Genomic DNA, 21,500 nt, shown 5'->3' with positions numbered 1-21,500 from the left:
GCGGGGACGGGCCTCGTCATGGGGTGCGAGGGAAAGCGGCGAGAGACGGAGGTCGCCGGTGACCAGTGGTGCCAGTGCCTGGGGCAATTCCATCCCGGGGATCGGGACGTTCTTCGTCGGCATCGACGTGGCGCCGGGGCGGTACCGGTGCGAGGAGGGCAAGGGCGGCTGGTGGGTGCGCTTCACCGGCCCGGGCGGGGGCCAGCCGGTGGGCTCCTGGCCGCTGCCCGCCGGCCCGACCGAGATCGAGATCGCGCCGACGGACTTCGCGTTCGAGACGCACATCGGCACGTACTGGCACCTCATCGGCCCCGCGCCGGAGCCGGGCCACGGCGGCCCGGCCACCGAGCTGCGGCCGGTGGCCGACCCGTCGCTGCGCGCCGAGCTGGACGTGATCGTCGAACGGCGGCGGCCGCTGGCCTGGATGGCCCCGGTGACCGTGCTGGTGCTCGGCGTCATCGGCTCGCCCGTGCTCGGCGAGATGTGGCTGCTGGCGCTGGCGATGCTGGCCATCATGGTGGCGCTCGGCACCCCGTCGCTCTCGCTGGACATGCGGCGCGCCCGCGAGCTGGAGCGCCGCCGCGACCGCTTCCTCATGCCCGAGGATCTCGACGACGAGGGCCGCGCGCTGCTGGGCCGGGTGCAGACGGCGATCACCACCGTCCAGGAGTCGGAGGTCAACCGCGAGGGGCTGCTCGACACGGTCGACAACGCCGTGACGCTGCCCCGCCAGGAGTGGGAGATCGCGCAGGTGCTGGCCAGGCAGGCCAGGCTGCGCACCGAGCAGGCCGAGTTCAGCGAGACCGCCGCGCTGCCGGAGATCGAGGCGGCGTTGCGGCCCCTGCGCGACAAGCTGGCGCTGTCGGTCAAGGCGGTGACGCACCGGATCGAGGCGCTGGAGCGGTACGCGGAACGGACGCGGGCGGCCGACGAGGCGCTCCGGGCGCAGCGTCACCTGGAGACGCTGGCCGCGCGGGCCCACGAGTACGACGAGCTGCTCGCCGACACCGTCCGCGACGAGCTGGCGGTGCCCTCGATCGAGCGGCTCACCGAGCAGAGCGACGAGCTCGTCGCGACGCTGCGCGCCCGGCTGGCCGAGGCCGCCGAGGCGGGCGACCTGGCCGAGGGCGGCGACGAGCTGCCGCCGGCGGGCTGAGCGGGCCCTGCCGCGGCTGAGGGGCCTGCCCGTCCGACCCCCTCGTCCGAACGGACAGTCTCCCCTCCGCGGCGGCCCTGCCCTTGGCTCGGCACGCCGCGCTCGTCCCCTCTGACCTCATGACGCCGGGTTGCGCCAGAAAGTTCAGAACCCGGCTGTACAGCGATATGTCATGCCACGGCGCCATGCGATCATGAACCGCCCGGTTTCCCCCTGAAAGGCATGTCATGCGGTTCTTTCCCGGATCCCGCCGGCGCCCGATCGCCGCGGGCGGCATCGCCCTCGCGCTCACCGGCGGCCTCGTCGCGCCCGCGATTCCCGCGACCGCGCGGACCACACCCTCCGCCGGCGCGCAGACCGCGCTTCCGAGCGGCCGCACCGCCTACCGCACCCTCGGCGACTACGAGTCGGAACTCGCCCGGCTCGCCCGCCGGTACCCGGGCAAGGTCCGCCGCATCACGCTCCCGCACCGCACCCTCGAAGGCCGCACCGTCCGCGGCATCGAGATCGGGCACCGGGTCCACGCCCGCGACGGCCGCCCGGTCTTCCTGATGCTCGGCCTGCACCACTCCCGCGAGTGGCCCTCCGGCGAGCTGACCATGGAGTTCGGCTACGACCTGCTCAACAACGACGGCCGCGACCGCCGGATCACGCGCCTGCTCGACACCACCCGCGTCATCCTCGTCCCGGTCGTGAACCCCGACGGGTTCAACCAGTCCCGCCTCGGCGGCGTGATGGAGAACAAGCGCAAGAACTGCCGGATCGTGGACGGCGAGCCCGCGCCCCCGCCGCTCTGCGCCCAGCCGGAGAACGTGCGGCTCGGGGTGGACATCAACCGCAACTACGGCTTCGGCTGGGGCGGCACCGGATCGAGCGCCGACAAGACGGCCAGCGACTACCACGGCGCGGCGCCGTTCTCCGAGCCCGAGGTCCGCAACGTCCGCGACCTCGTCTCCGGCCGCCAGGTCACCACGCTGATCACCAACCACACCTACGGCGGCACGATGCTGCGGCCGTACTTCACCAAGAACTCCGGCGACGCCCCCGACGAGGCCGCGTACAAGGCGCTCAGCGACAGGTTCGAGACGCAGAACGGCTACACCGGCATGAAGTCGGGCGACGACTACGAGACCACCGGCGAGACGAACGACTGGTCCTACTACGCGACCCGCGGCCTGGGCTTCACCTTCGAGTTCGGGCGCGAGACGTACCACCCGGCGTTCGAGACCCTCGCCGCCGAGTACCACGGCAGCGGCCAGTACGCCGGCAAGGGCAACCGGGGCGCGTTCCTGCTGGCCCTGGAGAACGCGGCGGACCGCCGCGCCCACTCGGTCATCGCCGGCCGCGCGCCCGCCGGGGCGACGCTGAAGATCAGCAAGAAGTTCACCCTGTGGACCTCACCCTGGTCCAAGGCCGACGGCGGCACCGGTGCGCCGCTGCCCGTCCCGACCGCCCTCTCCTCGACGATGGTCGTGGGCGCGGGAGGCCGCTTCAGCTGGGACGTCAATCCCTCCGTCCGCCCGCAGTCCCCGTTCACGGCGACGGGTCAGTCCCCGGTCACCGGTCTCGTCCGTGAGGCCTGGACGCTGACCTGCACCCCACGCCACGACCACGGCCACGGCAAGAACTTCAAGATCACTGTGGACCGCGGGCAGACCGCCAAGGTCGATCTCGGCCGCTGCCGCTGACCGGCATGAGGTTCAGCGATCATGCCTCCTGAGCCGCGACGAGACCGCGGATCTGCGCGGGGCCGGTGAAGACCTCGGCGGTCATGCCGGCCTCGCGGGCGGCGACGACATTGCGTTCGGAGTCGTCGAAGAAGATGACGTCGGCGGGGGCCACGCCCATGCGCTCGGCGCAGATCTCGTACGCGCGCGGGTCGGGCTTGGCGACGCCGATGTCGCACGAGTAGGTCAGCACGTCGAAACGGCTCAGCCAGGCGTCGTGGCGGGCCTCGAAGCGCGGGACGAGGTCGGCGATGATGTTGGAGAGCAGCCCGAGGGTGCGGCCCTGGTCGGCGAGGCCGACGACGAGGTCCACCATCTCAGCGTCGACCTCCGTCCAGCTCTCCAGATCGGCCTCGATCAGCGCGGGGACGTCGGCGAAGGTCGCGCCCAGGCGCCCGGCGACCGTCGCCCAGTACGCGGCGCTCTCCTGCCCGGCGTCGTAGTCCGGGCGGCAGGCCCAATAGGCGTCCCAGAAGGGCTCGCCGGAGATCCCGGCGAGCCCCTCCAGTCGCCGCCTGGCCGCCTCGGTCTGGGTGCGGGCGATCACTCCGTACAGGTCGAACACGATCACTTTGGACATGTCACCGAGACTAAGGGCGGCCCGCGACCGTTTCGGATCAGACGGATCCGCGGAGGCGGGCGGCCGCCTTGCGGACGGCGGCGGGGTCGGCGTCGCGCAGGAGCACGTCGGCCATCAGCGTCGCGGTCTGGCGGAGCTCCTTCTCGCCGAAGCCGCGCCGGGTGATCTCCTGGGTGCCGATGCGCAGTCCCCTGTCGGCCTCTCCGGGGACCTGCCAGGGCAGCCCGATGGCGCTCAGGTAGATCCCGGCGTCGGCGAGGCAGGCCATGGCGGCGCGGCCGTCCCCGACGTCCACGGCGACGTGGTGGGACTCGGTGAAGCCGCGCGCGGAGCCGGCGACGGTGAAGCCCTCGTCGTGGAGAGCGGCGGCGAGGAGCCGGGCGTTGGCGATGCAGCGGTCGGCGTAGGCGCCCTCGTCGGCCATGATCTCGGCGGCCGTGACGGCGAGCGGGGCCAGCCGGCCGGCGTCGTAGTTGGCGGTCAGGCCCGGGAAGACGGCGTTGGAGAGCCGCTCGGCGAGGGCCTCGTCGTCGGTGGCGATCACTCCGCCGGGTGGGCCGCCGAACGACTTGTACGTGGAGAACGTCAGGATGCCGGCCCCCTCCGCGAGGGGCCGCTGGAACCGGCCCGCGGCCACGAGACCGGCCATGTGGGACGCGTCGTACAGCAGCGGCGTGGCCCCCACGATCCCGGCGATCGCCGCGACCTTGTGCGGGAAGAGCAGCAGGCTCGCGCCGATGACGACGAGCCGCGGCCGTTCGCGTTCGAGGAACCCGGGCAGCGCGTCGAGGTCCACGTCGAACGCGTCGGCGTCATACGGCAGGTCCACCACGCGCAGCCCGCGTATGCCGGGCGCGCCGACGGCGTGGTGGCTCGTGTGCCCACCGGCACGCTCGGGCAGCACCGCGATCGTGTCACCGGGCTCGGTGAGCGCGGTGTAGACGGCGAGGTTGGCCATGGTCGCGCTGTGGCTTCGCACCTCGGCGAAGCGTGCCCCCAGCAGGCGCGCGACGAGCGTCGGGGCGAGAACCTCCAGCGTGTCCAGATGGTCGAGCCCCGCCTGGTACTTCTCCCCTGGCCAGCCCATGCTGGGGCGGCTGCTGACGAGCGTGTCGGCGACCTCCCGCGCGGCCGGGCTCATCACGTTGGTGCCCGCGTAGAGCACGATCCCCTCGGTGTCGAAGGCCCTCGCGTGATCACGCAGAGCACCGCGCACGGTTTCGGACACGCCCTCGGGCGACAGATCGGTGAGCCCCGCCGCCACCTCGGCGATGCGGGACCGTGCGACCGACGACGCCCAGGGCGCCACTTCCTGCCTCAATTCACCCTCCTCAGCACCTCTCTAGGTCAAAACGTAGAGAATGGGACGGGATGGGCGCCAGAGGAGATCTTGCCAATGACCAGGCGGGTCACCGACCTGTTAGCAAGCGCTTGCTACGACGCGTAACCTGATGTCAACACGCCAAACTGAGCAAGCGGTTGGGCGAACACGGCATAATGATGGGGTGACGACCACGAGCTCCGATTCCGGCCGACCCAAAGCCCGCACCACCGGTGAGGGCGGGCCCCGCCGCCGCGGCAAGGGCTCGCCCGCCCTCGCCTCCGAGCGGCGCGAACACCTGGTGAAGCTCGCGGCCGAACTCTTCGCCGAGAAGGGCTTCCAGGCCACGACGGTGCGCAACATCGCCGAAGAGGCCGGGATCCTCTCAGGCAGCCTCTACCACCACTTCGACTCCAAGGAGTCGATCGTCGACGAGATCCTCTCGGGCTTCTTCCGGGAGATCATGTCGGCCTACCGGGGGGTCCTCGACCAGGGCCTCGACCCGCGCCAGACCATCGACGGGCTCGTCCGCATCGCCTTCGGCACGCTGGAGCCGCACCGGGCCGCCATCACGGTGATGCAGAACGACTGGAACTACCTCAAGGGCATGGAGCGGTTCGCCTACCTCACCAAGTCCGAGGACGAGGTCGAGAAGATGTGGGTCGACACGATCAAGGACGGCCAGAAGGAGGGCCTGTTCCGCGACGACATCGACCCCAAGCTCACCTACCGGATGATCCGCGACACCGTCTGGGTGGCGGTGCGCTGGTTCAAGCCGGGCGGCCGCCTCAACGCCAAGGGCCTCGCCGAGCACTACCTCAAGGTGATGTTCGACGGCATCAACACCCACTAGTCGCCACTAGGGGGCTCGGCTCCCGCGTAGAAGGCGGGTGACGCGCCCTGCGGCCCCGGCTGCGTCGCGGGCAGGCCCGGGTGGGCCGGCCCGCCGAGCGGCTCGGATCTCGCGGCGGGTTCCAGGTCCGGGCGGCGGATCACGACGAGGACGACGGCGGCGAGCAGCGCGACGAGCACCGCGACGAGGAGCGGGAGACGATGGACCTCGTCGATGTTCGCGATGTTCATCGACGAGTCGCCGCCGAGGTCGCGCGCCTTGCCGAGGAGAAGCAGCAGGGCGGCGAAATGGACGCCCAGCCACTGGCACATCTCCTGAAGGCCGCCCGCGAAGCCGGTCAGCCCGCCCGGAGGATCCCCGACGATGGCCACCGCCAGCCCCACTGTCAGAGCTCCCAAGGCGGCGCCTTCCACCAGCAGGAGGACGGCCACGGCGGCGTAGGGCGTGTGGGCGTCCAGCATCACCATGGCGCCCAGCGCGCCGAGCGCCAGCATGATCGGGGCCGTCGCCGGCGGCCAGCGGACGCCCGCCTTCGAGATCAGCAGCCCGGTGAGCGGTGCGGCGACCAGGGCGCCCACCATGGTGGGGAGCAGCCGCAGGCCCAGCCACTGTCCCGTCCCGTCGCCGAGCAGCGAGGCCACCACCGAACCGAGCACGGCGGGCATTCCGGCCACCGCGCCCCAGATGCCGATCGGGACGGCGAAACCCCGCCCGGGGAAGGCCTCGCGCACCAGCGCGACGCCGGTGGCCGACATGGCCGCGGCGGACAGTCCCATCGCGGCCCTCGGCACGACGTTGAGCCAGCCGACCCGTTCGGCCGCCTCCAGCTCGCGCACGAACCGCGCGCGGGCCGTGGGGTCGCCGCTCAGCTGCGCCCGCAGCAGCTTGACGGCGACCCGCTCGTCCTCGGGACCGCGGCCCTCGAACACCACGCCCTGGCCGCCCTCCCCCAGGCGGCCGACGAGTTCGTAGGCGCCCAGGCGTTCGGGATCGCCCGGCTTGAGCGGTTCGGCCATGGGTCCCCCGGTGAGCGCAGTAGCTGATCTCGGGTAAGCGGTGACCATTTGACCACACCGCCCACCGCCGGGTTCCGATCAATTCTCCTTAGTTCTCCATGTGCGCCCTAGTTCTCCATGTGCGCCAGCCTGGCCGGGAGCAGCCGCGCCAGCGGCCGGGGCAGCCACCAGTTGGCCTTGCCGCAGATCTCCATCAGCGAGGGCACCAGGACGAGCCGGACGATCGTGGCGTCGATCAGTACCGCGACGCCGAGCCCGAGCCCCATCTGCTTGACCGCGATGTCGGCGCCGAGCAGCACCGACAGGAAGACCATGACCATGATGGCCGCGGCGGCGGTGATGACCCGGGCGGTCCTGGCGAGCCCCTGCGCGACGGCCTCGCGCGTCTCCACGCCGTGCTCGTAGTACTCGCGGATCCGGGAGACCAGGAACACCTCGTAGTCCATCGACAGGCCGAACAGGATCGGGAACATCATCAGCGGCACCCACGTCGCGACCGGCATCTCGGTCGGGAACCCGAGCAGTTCCCCGCCCCAGCCCCACTGGACGACGGCGGTCAGCACCCCGTAGGCCGCGCCGATCGACAGCAGGTTCATGAGCGCGGCCTGCAGGGCCACGGTGACCGACCGGACCAGCACGACCAGGAGCAGCAGCGACAGGCTGACGACGACCGCGATGAGCCACGGCAGCCGCGACCGCACGCTGTCGGCGAAGTCGATCGAGGCGGCGTTCGGCCCGCCGACGTGCACCTGCGTGCCCGTTCCGGCGACGGCGCCCGGCACGACCTCGTCGCGCAGCTTGTGGACGAGCTTCGGGGTCTCCTCGTCCTGCGCGCCGGTCTTGGGGAACGCGACGAAGACCGACGCCGCGCCGTCCTTGCTGGTCATCGGGGGCTGCACGGCGGCGACGCCGGGCGTGCCGCGGACCGCGTCGGCGATCTTCTTCGCGTCGCCGCCCTCGGCCACGACCACGAGCGGCGCGGCCGTCCCGGCGCCGAAGCCCTCGGTCAGGATGCGGTGCGAGGCGTACCCGCTGGTGCCGTGCGGCTGCGTGCTGGAGTCCGGCAGGCTGAGGCGCATCGACAGCGCCGGGGCCGCCAGCACCAGCAGCACCACGGACGCGGCCACGCCGGCCACGATCGGGCGGGCCTGGACCGTGCGCGCCCACCGCTCGGCGAGCGGGCGGCGGGCCCGGCCGAGGCCCGGCACGCGCAGCCGGTCGATGTTGCGGCCGGTGAAGCCGAGCAGCGCGGGCAGCAGCGTCACGGCGGTCAGCATCGTCATCAGCACGGTGACGCCGGCGGCCACCGCCACCCCGTTCAGCAGCTTCTGCTGCATGACGAACAGACCCATCAGCGCGATCACCACGGTGACCCCGGCGAACAGCACGGCGCGTCCGGCGGTGGCGATCGCGGTGACCGTCGCCTCCTCCGGCTCCCGGCCCTCGGCGAGGCCCTCGCGGTAGCGGGTCACGATGAAGAGCGCGTAGTCGATGCCGACGCCGAGCCCGATGAGCGCGGCCACGATCGGGCTGAAGGCGGGTGCGGGCAGCAGATGCCCCAGCAGGGAGATGAGCGCCAGGCCGCCGCCGATCCCGAAGAGCGCGGTGACGATGGGCAGCCCCATCGCCAGCAGCGAGCCGAACGCGATCAGCAGGATGACGATCGCCGCGAGCAGGCCCACGCCCTCCGAGCCCCCGCCGCCGGGAGTCTCGGCGATGTCGACCGACGCGCCGCCCAGCTCGATGCGGACGGACCCGGAGCTCTTCCGCACGTCGTCCAGCAGCTTGACGACCTCGGCCTTGGGCATGTCGTCGGACGCGATGTCGAGGTTGGCCGTCGCGAAGGCGGTCTTGCCGTCCCGGGAGATCTGCCCGAAGCCCTTGTACGGCGAGGACACCGACGCGACGTGGGGGGTCTTGGCGAGCCGGTCCACGGCCCGGTCGACCTCCGCCCGCACGGCGGGACTCCGCACCCCGCCCTCGGCGCGGACCGCCAGCGTGATGCTCTCGCCGCTCATCTCCGGGAAGTGCTCGTCGAGCAGTTCGGTCGCCCTCGCCGACTCCGAGTCGCCGCCCGAGAAGTCGTTCAGCGGATCGGCCGCGAAGCCGAAGCCCACGAACAGCACGATGACCGTGCCGACGATCCAGCCGAGCACGGTCAGCCGGCGGCGCCGGTAACAGAGGCGCGCGAGCCGGGCCAGCGCGCCTTCGGGGGGTGGGGGGGTCGGCACAGGAATCACCTTCGAGGTCGTCGATACTTGCCATGCGTGTCTCCTTGACGAGCCTCGCGTCCGGCGCTCCGCGGCACATCCGGCCCGCGATGACACTCGTTAATCGGCGTACTCCCGCCGGAGTACGCCCCGCGCTGTACGCGGATCCGACACACTGCTGGTGCACATGGTGTGTTTCATCACATGTGGCCCAGATGCGGTGACGTTTCTTGTCATGGGAACGCTGTTACCGATGAGGTCTACGGGGGGAAGGGGCGCGGATGTCGTCTCAACGGGGCGCTGCCGCCGGGCGGGAGGAACCGCCGCCGGCGGAGCTTCGTGCCGCGCTGACGCGGGGACTGCAGGAGCAGTTCCCGGGGGTGCGGGTCTGGTACGGCGACTCGACCGGGTCCTGGTGGGCCCTGGTGCCCACCTCCGGCGGCCCACGGCTGGTCGAGGCGCCCACGCCGCAGCAGTTGCGCGACGTCATCATGAGCACGCGGGCCCGGGGGTGATCGGCGATCAGGTGACGGCCGGTCAGGAGTGCGCGGTGCCGGGGGTGACGAGCCCGGACTCGTAGGCCAGCACGACGAGCTGGGCGCGATCGCGCGCGCCCAGCTTGCTCATCGCCCGGCTGACGTGCGTCTTGGCGGTGAGCGGGCTGACGACGAGCGCGCCGGCGATCTCGTCGTTCGACAGCCCGCGGCCGACCAGCCGGACCACCTCCCGCTCCCGCGCGGTGAGCAGCGTCACCGGTCCCGCGCCCGCGGCCGCCGCGCGCGCCTCGGGGCCGTGCCGGACGAACGCCTCGATCACCGCGCGCGTCACCGCGGGGGCCAGCAGCGACTCGCCGCCCGCGACCACCCGGACGGCCTGCTGGAGGTCCTCCGGCTCGATGTCCTTGACGAGGAAGCCGCTGGCCCCCGCGTGCAGCGCCCGGAAGACGTTCTCGTCCTCGGCGTAGGTGGTGAGCACGACGACCCGCACGGCGGCCAGCGCCGGGTCGGACGTGATGCGCCTGGTGGCGGTGAGCCCGTCGATCTCGGGCATCCGCAGGTCCATGAGGACGATGTCGGGCAGGTGCCGGCGGGCCATGGCGACGGCGATGCCGCCGTTCTCGGCCTCGCCGACCACCTCGATGTCGGCGGCCGACTCCAGCAGCACCCGGAAGCCGGCGCGCACGAGCGACTGGTCGTCGGCGAGCACGACCCGGATCACCCCTGCGTCTCCGGTCACGCGGCGTCCCCGGGCAGCCGCGCGCTGACGACGAACCCGCCGCCGTCGCCGGGCCCGGCGGTCAGCGTCCCGCCCAGCCCCTCCGCGCGCTCGCGCATGCCGTTCAGCCCGTGGCCGCTCTCCTCCGACGTCCCGACCCCGTCGTCGGCGATCTCCAGGGCGACCCCATCCGGTCCGTAGGTCACGTTCACCCGCGCGTTCACCTCGGGCCCGGCGTGCCGCAGCACGTTGGTCAGCGACTCCTGGAGGATGCGGTACGCGGCGTGGTCCACGGCGGGCGCGAGCGCGGCCGCGGTGCCCGTGACCGCCAGCTCGACGGGCACCCCGGCCGCCCGGACCGCCTCGACAAGCGCCGGCAGCCGTTCCAGGCCGACCCCGTCGCCGTCCTCCCTCGGCTCCGCCCGCAGCACTCCCAAGGTGTCCCCCATCTCCCGCAGAGCGCGCTTGCTGGTCTCGCGGATCGCGCTGAGCGCCGTGCGGACGTCCTCGGACGCGGGATCCTCATCGTGCACGTGCAAAGCCGTACGCGCCTGCACCGTGATCGTGGCCATGCTGTGCGCCACGGTGTCGTGCAGTTCGCGGGCGATCCGGACCCGGTCCTCGGCGACCCGCCGCGCCGCCGCGATCTCCCGCTCCTCGGCGGCGATCCGCAGCCGCTCCCGCGTCTCCGCCGCGAGCTGACGGCGGTTCCGCACCACCTCGGCGAGCAGGATCACGGTCACCGCCAGCCCGCCGTTCGTCAGGAACTCCGACAGGGCCCGCAGGGCCTCGACCTTCTCGTTGAAGACGACGATGATGTAGCCGCCGACGTAGAACGCGGAGATCACCCCGACGGCCCAGCGCAGGTGGCCCGCGACGACCGCCGAGTAGAGCGGCACGGCCAGCACCGTGATCGGTGATATCCCCGGATAGTCCGACGAGTAGTAGGCGAACAGCAGCACGCTCGACGCCAGCAGCGCGGCGACGGGCCGCCGCCGATGCAGGAGGACCGGCAGCGTCATGAGCACGCCCAGCGTGTAGGCGAACGCGTCGGGCGCCCGTGAGTGCGGCTCCAGCGCCTCATGGATCATGATCGCGTTGATCACGCCGGCCACCGTCGCGATCCCGGCATCGATCGCCATCCGCCGCGGCCCCGTCATGAGGTCACCGTAACGCGAGACAGATCCTAGGGGCGCGTGAGAACGGCGGCGCTGCCGTAGCTGCCGCCGAAGCCGGTGCAGAGGGCGACCTCCGCGTCGCGCACCTGGGCGGTGCCGCCGCCGCGCAACTGGCGTACCGCCTCGGCCACGTTGTTGAGGCCGTGGACGTACCCCTCGGAGAGGAGCCCGCCGTGCGGGTTGACCGGGACGCGGCCGTTCCATGCGATCTCTCGCGAGTGCAGGACGTGGCCGAGCTCATCACGCCGCACGAGCCCGAAGTCCTCCAGCTGCCGCGGCACCAGCCAGCTGTACGCGTCGTAAAGAAGGGACACGTCGATGTCGCCGGGCTTCATGCCGGCCGCCTCGTAGAGGGGCCCGGCGACGTACGACGAGAAGATCCTGGTGACGTCGTCGGCCTTGTCCATGGTGGAGGCGCCAGGGCCGCCACCACGTACCACCGCGTGGATCCGCGGCGCCGCCGGAGCGAGATCGGCCCTCGTGACGACCAGCGCGCAGGCCCCGTCGGTCTCCTGGCAGCAATCAAGCCGCCGCAGCGGCGAGGCGACCACGGGACTCTCCCGGTAAGCGGCCAGATCAAGGGCCTCCCGGCGCAGGGCCCGAGGATTGCCCGCCGCATGCGCCCTGGACTGCGCCACTACACCAAAGGTGTGTTCGTCAGTCAGCCCGGCGTCGTGGAGGTACCGCTGCCCGGCCAGGGCGAACTGGTGGACGGGCCCCGCCATGCCGTACGGATGGGTGAACTGCTCCTCGGTGCCCTCCCCCAGCTTGAGGCCGAGGGTGTTCATGCGGCGGCCGGAACGCCCGTTGAGCGCGCGGTAGACGAGCACGCTGTCGGCGATCCCCGCGGTGACGAGCATCGCGGCGTCGGCGAGGATCGACGCGCTCTGCGTGCCCCCGCCGTAGATCTCGTTGTGCCAGCCGACCTCGGGGAGCCGCAGTTCGCGGGCCAGGTAGAGCACGGGCGCGGAGTCGTTCAGGTGATAGCTGAGGATCGCGCCGGGCCGCTCGACCGCCCCGCCGGTGACCTCGGCCGCCTCCGCGAGCGCCGCACGCGCCGCCTCGGCCGCCAATTGAAGCTCGGTCCGCCCGGACGCCCGCGACAGCGCGGTCATCCCGACCCCCGCCACCGCCGCGCGTCCCGCGAAACCCTGCACCGCACTCCTTGGGCCGCGCGCATGGAGGACCGCCTGCCGGGACGGGGCGCGATCCATCCCGACAGGCTCTCGCCGAAAGTAGCCGCAAAAGGCGTATTAGACAAGCGCTTGCTCGGTAGATTTGCCCAGCCGTTGCCTGAGCGCACTCACCGGGTTTTGAAAAAGCCGCTACAGCTCGTACTGAAGGGCGGCGCGTTCGGCGAGGATCGGCTTGATGTACTCGTCGACGACGGCGCGGTGGGCGGGGTGGTCGCGGTAGACGAGGTAGGCGTCCTGGTCGGCGAAGTCGGCGACCACCACGAAGTCGTGGTTGCCCTCGTTGACGCCCGCGTCGCCGCCGACGCTGAACGCGCCGATCTCGGGGATCACGCCGGTCAGCCCGGTGAGGCGCGCGGCGACCTCGTCCTGCTGGCCCGTGGTCGTGCCCGCGGCCCACTTGAACATCACGACATGCCGAAAACCGCTCATGCGGCACACCGTAGCGCGTGTCAGACCGACCCGAGCTCGGCGGCCACCGTGGCGCCCAGCTCCCAGCATGCCTCCAGGTCGGCGCGGGCGGGCTCGCCGGTCACGACCTGCGGCGGGCGGACGCTCCGCCACTTCAGGCCGGTCGTGATCGACTCCAGGGCCCGGAGGGCGCCGGTGGCGTCGTTGCCGGCGTGCAGGTACGCGCCGAACGGCCGCCGGGCGGTCTCTTCCAGGCAGGGGTAGTAGATCTGGTCGAAGAAGTGCTTGAGGGCGCCGGACAGGTAGCCGAGATTGACCGGGGTGCCGAGCAGGTAGCCGTCCGCCTCCAGGACGTCCACGGGCGACGCGGTCAGCGCGGGCCGGGAGACGACCTCCACGCCCTCGATCTCGCCGGTCGTCGCGCCCGAGCGCACCGCCTCGTACATCGCCTGGAGGTTCGGCGACGGGGTGTGGTGGACGATCAGCAGCCTCTTCATCGGTCTCGACCCTAGGGCGTGTCTTGATCGTTAGGGGTTGCTTACCGCGGGGCTAGCCCGACGGAACGAGGCATACCGGCCGGTACGTCCTAGTCTGTGGGGGTGTCGCCGATCGGCCGAGATTGAACGATCGTGTCCGGGAATGAGTTCCAGCAGATCTTGGTTCACCATCCCGCGGCCTCCGCCCGCCGCGCAGTGAGGGGCAGGGGCCGCCGCATCGGAGGTGTGCTGTGGAGGACGCGAAGCCGGCCTGGCCTTTCGCGCCGGCGACCGCCCTGGTCGCGGCGCTCGTCGCGGTACCGGTCACCGAGGACGCGCCGGGATGGCTGGCCCGGCTGTCGCTGCTGACCACGGGCCGTCCGCTCGCGCCCGCGCACGCCCTGGTGCTCGGCCTCGCGCTGGCGCTCGTCGCCCGCGGGGTGCTGCTGCGCCGCCGCGCCGCCTGGTACGGCCTGGTCACGGTGGTGACGATGGGCGTGCTCGCGGTGCTGGCCGGGGACGACGCGGCCTGGCGGCTGCCGCTGCTCGTCGCGGTGCTGGTGGCGCTGTGGCTGCGCCGGGACGGCTTCACGGTGCGGCCGCATCCCGAGCGGGTCCGGACGGCGGTGCGCACCGGCGCCGTCCTGGTGATCGCTTCGGTCGTGGGATCGGTGCTCGTCGGCGGGGTCTCCGTGCGCGCGGTCGCGGGCGACGTGGCCGGCGGTCTCGGCGCGACCGGCGGGCACATCGACGGCGCCGCGTGGCTGCCGGGCGTGCTGGCGCTGGCCGGGGCGGCCGGCTTCCTGGTGATCGTCGTCAGCCTGCTGGCCGCCGACCCCGCACCGCCGCCGGGGGACGAGGACGAACGGCGCCGCGTCGCCGGCCTGGTCGCGCATCCCGGCTCCGACACGCTCGCCCCGTTCGCGCTGCGCCGTGACAAGTCGTACGTCTTCAGCTCCGACGGCCGCGCCGCCATCGGCTACCGGGTGCTCTTCGGCATCGCGGTGGCGGGCGGCGATCCGGTGGGCGACCCGCGCTCGCACGACGCGGCGATCGAGGCGTTCCTGGCGCTGACCCGGCGGACCGGGTGGCGGCCGGCGGTCCTCGGCGCGAGCGCCGGCCTGCTGCCCTCGTGGGGGCGGCTGCGCTCGTTCGGCTTCGGTGACGAGGTGATCGTGCGGCCGGAGGAGTTCAGCCTGGCGGGACGCCAGATGCGCAACGTCCGGCAGGCGGTGAAGCGCACCCGCAACGTCGGTGTGACGTCGGAGATCCTCCGGGAGGACGAGCTGGCGCCCGGCCTGCGGGAGCGGCTGCTGGACGTGGCGTCGCGGTCGCTCGGGGGCGCGGCCGAACGCGGTTTCTCGATGAACCTGGACGAGCTCCTGACCGGCTACCACCGCGGCGCCGTCGTGGCGGTGGCCTACGACGGGCAGGGCGAGCCGATCGCGTTCCAGCGGTACGTCACGGCGGGCGAGGGGATCAGCCTGGACGCGATGCGGCGGGCGCCCGGCGGGCCCAACGGCGTCAACGAGCGGCTGATCGTCGAGATGATCGAGTACGCCCGGGAGCGCGGCCTGCGCGTGGTCTCGCTCAACTTCGCCGCGTTCCGCGAGCTGCTGGACTCCGGCGAGCGCGGCGTGCTGGAGAAGGCCGGGTACCAGGCGCTCCATCTGCTCGATCCGTGGATCGCGGTGGAGTCGCTGTACCTGTTCGACAAGAAGTTCCGGCCCGGCTACCGGCCGCGCTGCGTCGTCTTCCGGTCGTGGTTCGACATCGGGTGGCTGGCCGCCGCCCTGCTGACGCTGGAGTTCGGGCGCGCCCGCCCGGCCGCGGCCGCCGGCGACGCGCTCGCCGAGCCCGCCGGCCAGCTCGAACGTCCCTGATCGAGGTCGCTTCCTTCTTCGCGCCCGGCACACCTGTTAGGCTTCCCAAGCGAGCGCTTGGTACGTAATGATGGGTCAGGCGTCGAACGTCGCGGCGGCGGTACCGCGTGCCACCCGCCGGGCCCGCTGAAGAAGGAGCCGTACACGTGGCTGACCGCCCGATGAAGTTCTCGACCTTCCACCTCTTCCATCAGAACGCGGGGCAGACCGCGCGGGAGGTGTACGACTACCAGATCGAGATCGTCGAGCTCCTGGAAGAGCTCGGCTTCGACGGGGTGTGGGTCGCCGAGCACCACTTCCGGGACTACGGCGTCGTCCCCAACATCTTCAACCTGCTGTCCAACCTCGCGGCGCGCACGGAGAAGCTGCGGCTGGGCACCGGGATCGTGGTCCTCCCCCTGCACAACCCCATCCACGTGGCCGAGGAGGCCGCGATGGTGGACCTGTTGTCGGGCGGACGGCTGGAGGTGGGGATCGGCCGCGGCTACCAGAGCATCGAGTTCGAGAACTTCGGGCTCGACCTGAGCGAGGCCCGGGACCGCTTCAACGAGTGCCTCGACATGATCCTCGGGCTGTGGACGCAGAGCGACTTCGAGTACAAGGGCCGGTTCTACGAGACCACGCACCCGCTGACCCTGATGCCGGGGCCCGTCCAGCGCCCGCACCCGCCGCTGCACGTGGCGGCGGTCAGCCCCGAGACGGTCGAGCTGTACGCGGCGCGCGGCATCCCGATCCTGGCCGACCCCGCCGCCCCGTTCAAGAAGATCGCCAAGGCCGCCGACACCTGGCACGCGACCGCCGCCGCCAACAACGTCGACACCACCGGCATGGAGCTGGTGGCGAGCCGTTCGGTCTACGTCGCGCCGACCCTGGAGCAGGCCCGCGAGGACCAGGCCCGGTTCGAGGCGATGTTCGACCGGTCGCGCATCTTCAACGTGCAGAGCGCGCCCATCGACCCCAAGACGGGACAGGCGGCCAAGGGCTTCGAGTACTACCAGCACCGCTACCTCAAGGGCGGCTCGGTCGACAACGACTTCCGCTGGGAGCAGCTGGAGGTCATCGGCGACCCCGAGCGGGTCATCGGCCAGATCAAGACGATCCAGGAGATGGGGTTCACCAACCTCATGTGCGACTTCGGCTCGACGCGGCCGGTGCCGATCGACGAGATGAAGAAGGTCCTGAAGTTCTTCGCCGCAGAAGTCATGCCGGCGTTCCGTTAAGGAGGCGCGATGTCCGTCGTACAACGGTTCACTCTCGGGGACGTCCTCAGCGAGCATCGGCGCGGCCGGCCGCTCGACACCGCCGTCGTGGACGGCGACGTCCGGTTGACCTATCCCGAGCTCGACGACCGGGTGAACCGCCTGGCGCACGCCCTCGCGGCGGACGGCGTCACCGCGGGCGAGCGCGTGCTGTGGCTCGGGCAGAACTCCTTCCGCGTCCTGGAGCTGCTCGTCGCCTGCAATCGGCTCGGGGCGATCTTCTGCCCGGCGAACTGGCGGCAGAGCGCCGACGAGCTGGCCTACGTCCTGAACGACCTCACGCCCAAGGTCGTCGTCTGGGAGGAATCCGAGGCCGTCGAGAAGGCACGCGGCCAGGTCACGCTCGACGCGCGCTGGGTGAAGTCGGGTGACGAGTACGAGTCGTACCTCTCCGACGACACGAGCGAGCCGTCCGGCGCCGAGGTGCTCTCCGGCACGCCCGCGCTGGCGCTCTACACCGCCGCGTTCGACGGACGTCCCCATGCCGCGCTGCTCAACAGCACGGCGCTGATCTCCCACAGCATGTCGCTGCTGCACATCAGGCAGATGGAGAACGGCTTCACGTTCCTGGCCTGCGGCCCGCTGTTCCACGTCGGCACGATGATGTTCACGCTCGCCACGTTCCAGATCGGCGGCAAGCTCGTCTTCACCCCGGCGTACGAGCCGGCGGAGGTCTGCCGGCTCATCGACGCCGAGAAGTGCACGCAGGCGTTCCTGTTCGGCCCGATGATCGACGGCCTGGTGGAGGCCAACAAGGACGGCGCGCACGACCTGTCCTCCCTGCACTTCGTCTCGCACTCCCCCGAGTGGGACAAGATGATCACGGTCGACGACAGTCCGTGGTGCGCGTCCAAGATGGGCGGCTACGGGCAGACCGAGGTCGGCGGCATGCTCACGTTCCTCGGCCTCGGCATGGGCGGCAAGGGCTACGCGGGACGCACGTCGCCCCTCGTCCACGTCCGCATCCTCAACGCCGACGGCACCGAGGCGGCCCCGGGCGAGGTCGGCGAGATCTGCGCGCGCGGCCTCAGCGTCTTCTCCGGCTACTGGAACCGGCCCGAGCTGAACGACGCCAAAGCCTCGGGCGGCTGGCACCACACCGGCGACCTGGGCCGGCGCGAAGAGGACGGCACGATCACCTTCATCGGCCCCCGGCTCCGCATGATCAAGTCGGCGAACGAGAACATCTACCCCGCCGAGGTCGAACGGGCCCTCAAGTCGCACCCGGCCATCGCCGACGCCGCCGTCATCGGCGTGCCCGACGACCGCTTCGGCCAGTCGCCGAAGGCGATCGTCGTGCTCAAGGAGAACGAGACCGCCACCGCCGAGCAGATCATCGAGCACGTGCGGTCGGAGATCGCCTCGTACAAGAAGCCGCGCGACGTGGCGTTCGTCGACGAGATCCCCAAGCGCGGCTACACCCCCGACTACGACGCGCTGGACGAGCAGCACGGCGGCGGCGCCTACCCGGGGAACTAGCGGAACTAGAGCACGGCCACCGGGTTGACCGGGCTCGCGGTGCCCCCCTCGATCCTGAGGGGGGCCACCACGAGCAGGAAGTCGGTGCGGCCCGTCGCGGCGAGCTCCTCCAGCCAGAGCATCTCGACGAGATGGATGCCGTGCCGCCACAGGAGGATCATGTGCAGGTCGTCGGCGAGTCCCTCGTCGGCGAGCTGGCGATCGTTGAGGCCCCCGATCGCCGCGTTGTCGCTGGCCACCATGGAGACGTCGCGTTCGGCCAGCCAGCGCCCGCCGTCCGCCGAGAGGCCCGGCTGACCGGCCCAGTAGGCGTCCGGCCCGTCCTGCCAGGTGAGCGGCCAGCCCGTGCGCACCACGGCGACGTCACCGGGCCGCACCTCCACGCCACAAGCCTCCAGTTCGTCCGGCCCGATCCGATCCTCAGCCGCCAAGCGCTCGACCCCCCGCAAGCGCGGAACATCGAAAAGAACACCACGCGCCACGACAGGCCCCGCCTTGTCGATACCGCAGCGCCCAGCGCCATAGGAGCGCACGCGGTCGGCCGGGTGCCCGTTGTAGAGCTCGTTCCCCGACCACATGTGGCACAGCGCGTCCATATGCGTCGTGGTCCCGTGCGGCGTCACGACCAAGGCGTCATCCGCCATCTTCAACCCGGCGCCGATGGCCCGCGTGCCGGCCGCGTAGTCGCCGCCGTCGACCGACATGAAGTGCTGCGGCAACGGCCTCCCCCGCAAGTGCGGGACGGTGGTCGGCGCGGGCGACGAGGTGGCCCCCCTGATCGGCAGCGACAGGCTCAGCGCCCGCCCCTCCCGCACGCAGCCGGCCGCCGCGACCAGGACCTCCGGGGTAAGGAGGTTGAGGGCGCCGCGTTCGTCATCGGCACCCCAGCGTCCCCAGTTGTTCGACTCGTCGAGCATGATTCGGTTAAGCCTTCCTCTGAAAGGACCGCCCATGACCACGGTGCAGGGCCATTGCGATCCGGCGTTCTCGGCTGTCCGCGACGTCTTCGACCAGAACTTCGCCGACGGACGCGAGCTCGGGGCGGCGGTGGCGGTCTATGCCGGGGACCGCAAGGTCGTGGACCTCTGGGGCGGCGTCGCCGACCGCCGGACCGGCCGTGAGTGGCTCGCCGAGACCCCGTGCTTCGCGTTCTCCTGCACGAAGGCGGTGACGGCGACGGCCGCGCTGCTGCTCGCCGAGCGCGGCGCGTACGAGCTCGACGGGCCGGTGACCGCCTGGTGGCCGGAGTACGGCGTGCAGGGCAAGGAGGGCACGACCGCCGCCCACCTGCTCTCGCACCAGGCCGGCCTGCCCGCGTTCGCCCGCCCGGTCAGCGCGGAGGAGGCGGCCGACGCTCCCGGGCGGGCCGCCGAGTTGGCCGCCCAGGCGCCGGAGTGGGAGCCGGGAACGGCCCACGGCTACCACGCGCTCACCTTCGGCTGGCTGGCGGGCGAGATCGTACGGCGCCACTCGGGCCGATCGGTCGGCGAGTTCGTCCGGGACGAGTTCGCGGGCGACCGCGACCTGTGGATCGGCGCCCCGGACGAGGTCATCGACCGTGCCGCCAAGCTCACCGCCGGGCGCCGGGCCCCACAGAGCGGCGCGGACGCGCCCAAGGCGGTCGAGGACGGCAACGTCCTGGAACGCCTGGCCAACGCCTACGTCGACCCCGACAGCGCCCTCAACCGCTCGCTCAACAACCCGCATCCAGGCAAGGGCGGCTACAACAACCCGGTCGTGCTCCGGGCCGGCTGGCCCGCCGCCGGAATGATCGCGACCGCCCCCGCCCTCGCGGGCTTCTACCGCGACCTCATCGCGGGCAGGATCCTGCGGCCGGAGACCCTCGCGGACGCCCTCAAGCCCCGGGTCAGCGGCGCGGACCGCACGATGCTGGTGCAGAGCTCGTTCGGCCTCGGCTACATGCGTCCCGCCATGACGTTCTTCACGCCGCCAGCAGGCCGGCAGTCCGCGTTCGGCCACACCGGCGCGGGCGGCTCGATCGGCCTCGGCGACGCCGACGCGGGCCTCGCCGTCGCCTACCTGCCGAACAGCATGGGCGATCAGCTCTCCGGCGACCTGCGCGCCTACCGCCTCACCGAAGCGGCCTACGCGTCCCTGAGCTGACCTCACTGCATGGTGATTCCGCCGCTGACCGACAGGGTCTGGCCGGTGATGTACCCGGCGCGGTCGGTGCAGAGGAAGGCGACGATGCCCGCGATGTCGTCCGGGCGGCCGATGCGGCGCAGCGGGATCTGCTTGGCGAGCTTGTCGAGCAGTCCCGGGTGCTGGTCGGACACCGCCCGGACCATGGGGGTGTCGGTCGGGCCGGGGCACACCACGTTGCTGGTCACGCCGCCACGCGCGGCCTCCCGGGCGAGGGTCTTGGCGAGCCCGAAGAGCCCCGACTTGGTGGCCGCGTAGGCGCCCTCGCCGCCGGACCCGGCCCGGGCGCCGTCGGACGAGATGAAGATCAGGCGTCCCCAGCCGCGCTCGGTCATGCCGGGCAGCAGTCCCCGGGTGAGCTGCATCGGCGCCCTCAGGTTGATCTTCCACATGAGGTCCCACGCGGCGGGGTCGCTGTCCACGAACGGCTCGACGACGCTGACCCCGGCGTTGTGCACGAGGATGTCGATCTCGCCCGCCTCGGCCATGAACCGGTCGATGTCGGCGGGGTCGGTGAGGTCGACGCGCAGGGCCGTGGCGTTCAGGTCCTTGGCGGCGGTCTCGGCGGCGGGCAGGTCGATGTCGGCGATGACGACCCGGGCGCCGAGCGCGGCCAGGTCGGCGCAGATCGCGCGGCCGATGCCGCCCGCCCCCCCGGTGACGACGGCGGTGCGGCCGGTCAGGTCGAGTCCGTCCATGTTCACTTTCACGGGGCTCACTCCCAGGCCTTGGCGAGCTCGACGCTCGTGGTGCGCGCGGCGAGCAGGCTGACGGTGTTGGCCATGACGGCGTCGCCGTACTCGACAGGCATACCCGCGACGGCGTCAGTGAGGACGACTACCCGGTAGCCGAGGTTGACCGCCTCCAGGCAGAGGCCCGGGATGCCCAGGTTGAGTGAGAGCCCGACGGCCACCACCGTGCGCACGCCAAGCGAACGCAGCGTCTGGTCCAGGGACGTGCCGGTGAACGGGGAGAAGCCGTGGTAGCGCCGTGATTCCAGGTCGGACGGGTCGTACAGCTCGGGCATGACCTCGATCGCCCCGGTGCCCTCCAGCATGTGGTCCGGGTCTTTCAGGAGGCCCTTGATGAACGGGCAGTTGTCGGTATGGCTGCCCGCCCGGTCGGCGCGGAACGCGGCCGTGCACTGCACGACCCGTACGCCCGCCGCCCGGGCGGCCGTGACGGCGCGGGCGGCGTTCGCCACCACGCCGCGCTCGTCGCAGGCCTTGACCAGGTCGGGGAACTTGGCGAGATCTCCGGCCACGCCCCGCTGCATCTCCATCACGAGCAGCGCGGTGTGCCGGGGACCGGCCAGCTCAGCAAGATCGATCGCCACGGCGTCCACGATACTGACCTAGCACTTGCTTGGGTAGCCCGGCC

At 71.8% G+C, this 21,500-nt stretch carries 20 protein-coding genes; 8 read left to right on the top strand and 12 right to left on the bottom strand.

The window, feature by feature from the left end; genetic code table 11:
• Nucleotides 1-58: 58 nt before the first annotated feature.
• Nucleotides 59-1,156: a hypothetical protein gene (locus ACGFNU_RS10135; protein ID WP_392592001.1), complete on the top strand. Its 1,098-nt coding sequence runs from the start codon at nt 59-61 to the stop codon at nt 1,154-1,156.
• 227 nt (nt 1,157-1,383) lie between these two features.
• Nucleotides 1,384-2,844 (top strand): M14 family metallopeptidase, encoded by a 1,461-nt coding sequence (locus ACGFNU_RS10130; RefSeq protein WP_392591999.1) that lies wholly within the window; start codon nt 1,384-1,386, stop codon nt 2,842-2,844.
• Between the two features lie 19 nt (nt 2,845-2,863).
• On the opposite strand, the gene ACGFNU_RS10125 is transcribed toward ACGFNU_RS10130, so the two are convergent.
• Nucleotides 2,864-3,463: an HAD family hydrolase gene (locus ACGFNU_RS10125; protein ID WP_392591997.1), complete on the bottom strand. Its 600-nt coding sequence runs from the start codon at nt 3,461-3,463 to the stop codon at nt 2,864-2,866.
• 37 nt (nt 3,464-3,500) lie between these two features.
• Nucleotides 3,501-4,784, bottom strand: a complete 1,284-nt coding sequence (glyA, locus tag ACGFNU_RS10120; protein WP_392591995.1) for a serine hydroxymethyltransferase — start codon at nt 4,782-4,784, stop codon at nt 3,501-3,503.
• 184 nt (nt 4,785-4,968) lie between these two features.
• Between glyA and ACGFNU_RS10115 the strand changes: the two genes are divergently transcribed.
• Entirely contained in the window at nt 4,969-5,637 is a 669-nt protein-coding gene (locus ACGFNU_RS10115) for a TetR/AcrR family transcriptional regulator (RefSeq protein WP_392591993.1), read from the top strand.
• Here the strand turns inward: ACGFNU_RS10115 and ACGFNU_RS10110 are convergent.
• Both ACGFNU_RS10110 and ACGFNU_RS10105 read right to left on the bottom strand, forming a co-directional pair.
• The gene (locus ACGFNU_RS10110; protein WP_392591991.1) at nt 5,634-6,653 is read right to left on the bottom strand and encodes a hypothetical protein; all 1,020 of its coding nucleotides are present in this window, start codon (nt 6,651-6,653) and stop codon (nt 5,634-5,636) included. The two genes, ACGFNU_RS10115 and ACGFNU_RS10110, sit on opposite strands and share 4 nt — an antisense overlap.
• A 107-nt stretch (nt 6,654-6,760) precedes the next feature.
• Nucleotides 6,761-8,884, bottom strand: a complete 2,124-nt coding sequence (locus tag ACGFNU_RS10105) for an MMPL family transporter (protein WP_392591989.1) — start codon at nt 8,882-8,884, stop codon at nt 6,761-6,763.
• Nucleotides 8,885-9,144: 260 nt separating this feature from the next.
• Here ACGFNU_RS10105 and ACGFNU_RS10100 point away from each other — a divergent pair, with 260 nt between their 5' ends.
• Nucleotides 9,145-9,378, top strand: a complete 234-nt coding sequence (locus ACGFNU_RS10100; protein WP_392591987.1) for a hypothetical protein — start codon at nt 9,145-9,147, stop codon at nt 9,376-9,378.
• Nucleotides 9,379-9,400: 22 nt separating this feature from the next.
• On the opposite strand, the gene ACGFNU_RS10095 is transcribed toward ACGFNU_RS10100, so the two are convergent.
• The 5 genes from ACGFNU_RS10095 to ACGFNU_RS10075 form a co-directional block, all read right to left on the bottom strand.
• Nucleotides 9,401-10,081 carry a response regulator gene (locus ACGFNU_RS10095; RefSeq protein WP_392593481.1) on the bottom strand — a complete coding sequence of 227 codons (681 nt, stop codon included), beginning with the start codon at nt 10,079-10,081 and terminating at the stop codon, nt 9,401-9,403.
• Between the two features lie 14 nt (nt 10,082-10,095).
• Nucleotides 10,096-11,238: a sensor histidine kinase gene (locus tag ACGFNU_RS10090; RefSeq protein ID WP_392591985.1), complete on the bottom strand. Its 1,143-nt coding sequence runs from the start codon at nt 11,236-11,238 to the stop codon at nt 10,096-10,098.
• Between the two features lie 26 nt (nt 11,239-11,264).
• Nucleotides 11,265-12,371, bottom strand: a complete 1,107-nt coding sequence (locus ACGFNU_RS10085) for an acetyl-CoA acetyltransferase (RefSeq protein WP_392593479.1) — start codon at nt 12,369-12,371, stop codon at nt 11,265-11,267.
• A gap of 210 nt (nt 12,372-12,581) precedes the next feature.
• Nucleotides 12,582-12,881, bottom strand: a complete 300-nt coding sequence (locus tag ACGFNU_RS10080; RefSeq protein ID WP_392591983.1) for a Dabb family protein — start codon at nt 12,879-12,881, stop codon at nt 12,582-12,584.
• Nucleotides 12,882-12,901: 20 nt separating this feature from the next.
• Entirely contained in the window at nt 12,902-13,357 is a 456-nt protein-coding gene (locus ACGFNU_RS10075; protein ID WP_392591981.1) for a flavodoxin family protein, read from the bottom strand.
• 230 nt (nt 13,358-13,587) lie between these two features.
• On the opposite strand from ACGFNU_RS10075, the gene ACGFNU_RS10070 reads away from it, so the two are divergent.
• From ACGFNU_RS10070 to ACGFNU_RS10060, 3 genes are all read left to right on the top strand, one after another.
• The gene (locus tag ACGFNU_RS10070; RefSeq protein WP_392591979.1) at nt 13,588-15,219 is read left to right on the top strand and encodes a bifunctional lysylphosphatidylglycerol flippase/synthetase MprF; all 1,632 of its coding nucleotides are present in this window, start codon (nt 13,588-13,590) and stop codon (nt 15,217-15,219) included.
• A gap of 161 nt (nt 15,220-15,380) precedes the next feature.
• Nucleotides 15,381-16,439, top strand: coding sequence for an LLM class flavin-dependent oxidoreductase (locus ACGFNU_RS10065; RefSeq protein ID WP_392593477.1), 1,059 nt, complete (start codon nt 15,381-15,383; stop codon nt 16,437-16,439).
• Between the two features lie 9 nt (nt 16,440-16,448).
• Nucleotides 16,449-17,957 carry an AMP-binding protein gene (locus ACGFNU_RS10060; protein WP_392591977.1) on the top strand — a complete coding sequence of 503 codons (1,509 nt, stop codon included), beginning with the start codon at nt 16,449-16,451 and terminating at the stop codon, nt 17,955-17,957.
• A 5-nt stretch (nt 17,958-17,962) separates the two neighbouring features.
• Here the strand turns inward: ACGFNU_RS10060 and ACGFNU_RS10055 are convergent, their stop codons facing one another.
• Nucleotides 17,963-18,874 (bottom strand): cyclase family protein, encoded by a 912-nt coding sequence (locus ACGFNU_RS10055; protein ID WP_392591975.1) that lies wholly within the window; start codon nt 18,872-18,874, stop codon nt 17,963-17,965.
• A gap of 34 nt (nt 18,875-18,908) precedes the next feature.
• Between ACGFNU_RS10055 and ACGFNU_RS10050 the strand changes: the two genes are divergently transcribed.
• Nucleotides 18,909-20,081, top strand: a complete 1,173-nt coding sequence (locus ACGFNU_RS10050; RefSeq protein WP_392591973.1) for a serine hydrolase domain-containing protein — start codon at nt 18,909-18,911, stop codon at nt 20,079-20,081.
• 2 nt (nt 20,082-20,083) lie between these two features.
• On the opposite strand, the gene ACGFNU_RS10045 is transcribed toward ACGFNU_RS10050, so the two are convergent.
• Together ACGFNU_RS10045 and ACGFNU_RS10040 are read right to left on the bottom strand one after the other, a co-directional pair.
• Nucleotides 20,084-20,818, bottom strand: a complete 735-nt coding sequence (locus ACGFNU_RS10045; RefSeq protein ID WP_392591971.1) for an SDR family NAD(P)-dependent oxidoreductase — start codon at nt 20,816-20,818, stop codon at nt 20,084-20,086.
• A gap of 17 nt (nt 20,819-20,835) precedes the next feature.
• Complete coding sequence (locus ACGFNU_RS10040; RefSeq protein ID WP_392591969.1) at nt 20,836-21,456, bottom strand: isochorismatase family protein; 621 nt, start codon at nt 21,454-21,456, stop codon at nt 20,836-20,838.
• Nucleotides 21,457-21,500 lie beyond the last annotated feature (44 nt).

The organism is Spirillospora sp. NPDC048911 (genome assembly GCF_043198015.1).
Lineage (GTDB): Bacteria > Actinomycetota > Actinomycetes > Streptosporangiales > Streptosporangiaceae > Spirillospora.
The sequence above is the reverse complement of the archived record's forward strand: the minus strand, read 5'-3'. Positions and strand labels throughout refer to the sequence as shown.

What these genes read in the sequence shown, in the direction of transcription:
- ACGFNU_RS10130 (WP_392591999.1), top strand. Translation starts at nt 1,384, where the DNA reads ATGCGGTTCTTTCCCGGATCCCGCCGGCGCCCGATCGCCGCGGGCGGC.
- ACGFNU_RS10125 (WP_392591997.1), bottom strand. Translation starts at nt 3,463, where the DNA reads ATGTCCAAAGTGATCGTGTTCGACCTGTACGGAGTGATCGCCCGCACC.
- ACGFNU_RS10110 (WP_392591991.1), bottom strand. Translation starts at nt 6,653, where the DNA reads ATGGCCGAACCGCTCAAGCCGGGCGATCCCGAACGCCTGGGCGCCTAC.
- ACGFNU_RS10100 (WP_392591987.1), top strand. Translation starts at nt 9,145, where the DNA reads ATGTCGTCTCAACGGGGCGCTGCCGCCGGGCGGGAGGAACCGCCGCCG.
- ACGFNU_RS10090 (WP_392591985.1), bottom strand. Translation starts at nt 11,238, where the DNA reads ATGACGGGGCCGCGGCGGATGGCGATCGATGCCGGGATCGCGACGGTG.
- ACGFNU_RS10085 (WP_392593479.1), bottom strand. Translation starts at nt 12,371, where the DNA reads ATGACCGCGCTGTCGCGGGCGTCCGGGCGGACCGAGCTTCAATTGGCG.
- ACGFNU_RS10080 (WP_392591983.1), bottom strand. Translation starts at nt 12,881, where the DNA reads ATGAGCGGTTTTCGGCATGTCGTGATGTTCAAGTGGGCCGCGGGCACG.
- ACGFNU_RS10075 (WP_392591981.1), bottom strand. Translation starts at nt 13,357, where the DNA reads ATGAAGAGGCTGCTGATCGTCCACCACACCCCGTCGCCGAACCTCCAG.
- ACGFNU_RS10065 (WP_392593477.1), top strand. Translation starts at nt 15,381, where the DNA reads ATGAAGTTCTCGACCTTCCACCTCTTCCATCAGAACGCGGGGCAGACC.
- ACGFNU_RS10060 (WP_392591977.1), top strand. Translation starts at nt 16,449, where the DNA reads ATGTCCGTCGTACAACGGTTCACTCTCGGGGACGTCCTCAGCGAGCAT.
- ACGFNU_RS10055 (WP_392591975.1), bottom strand. Translation starts at nt 18,874, where the DNA reads ATGCTCGACGAGTCGAACAACTGGGGACGCTGGGGTGCCGATGACGAA.
- ACGFNU_RS10050 (WP_392591973.1), top strand. Translation starts at nt 18,909, where the DNA reads ATGACCACGGTGCAGGGCCATTGCGATCCGGCGTTCTCGGCTGTCCGC.
- ACGFNU_RS10045 (WP_392591971.1), bottom strand. Translation starts at nt 20,818, where the DNA reads ATGGACGGACTCGACCTGACCGGCCGCACCGCCGTCGTCACCGGGGGG.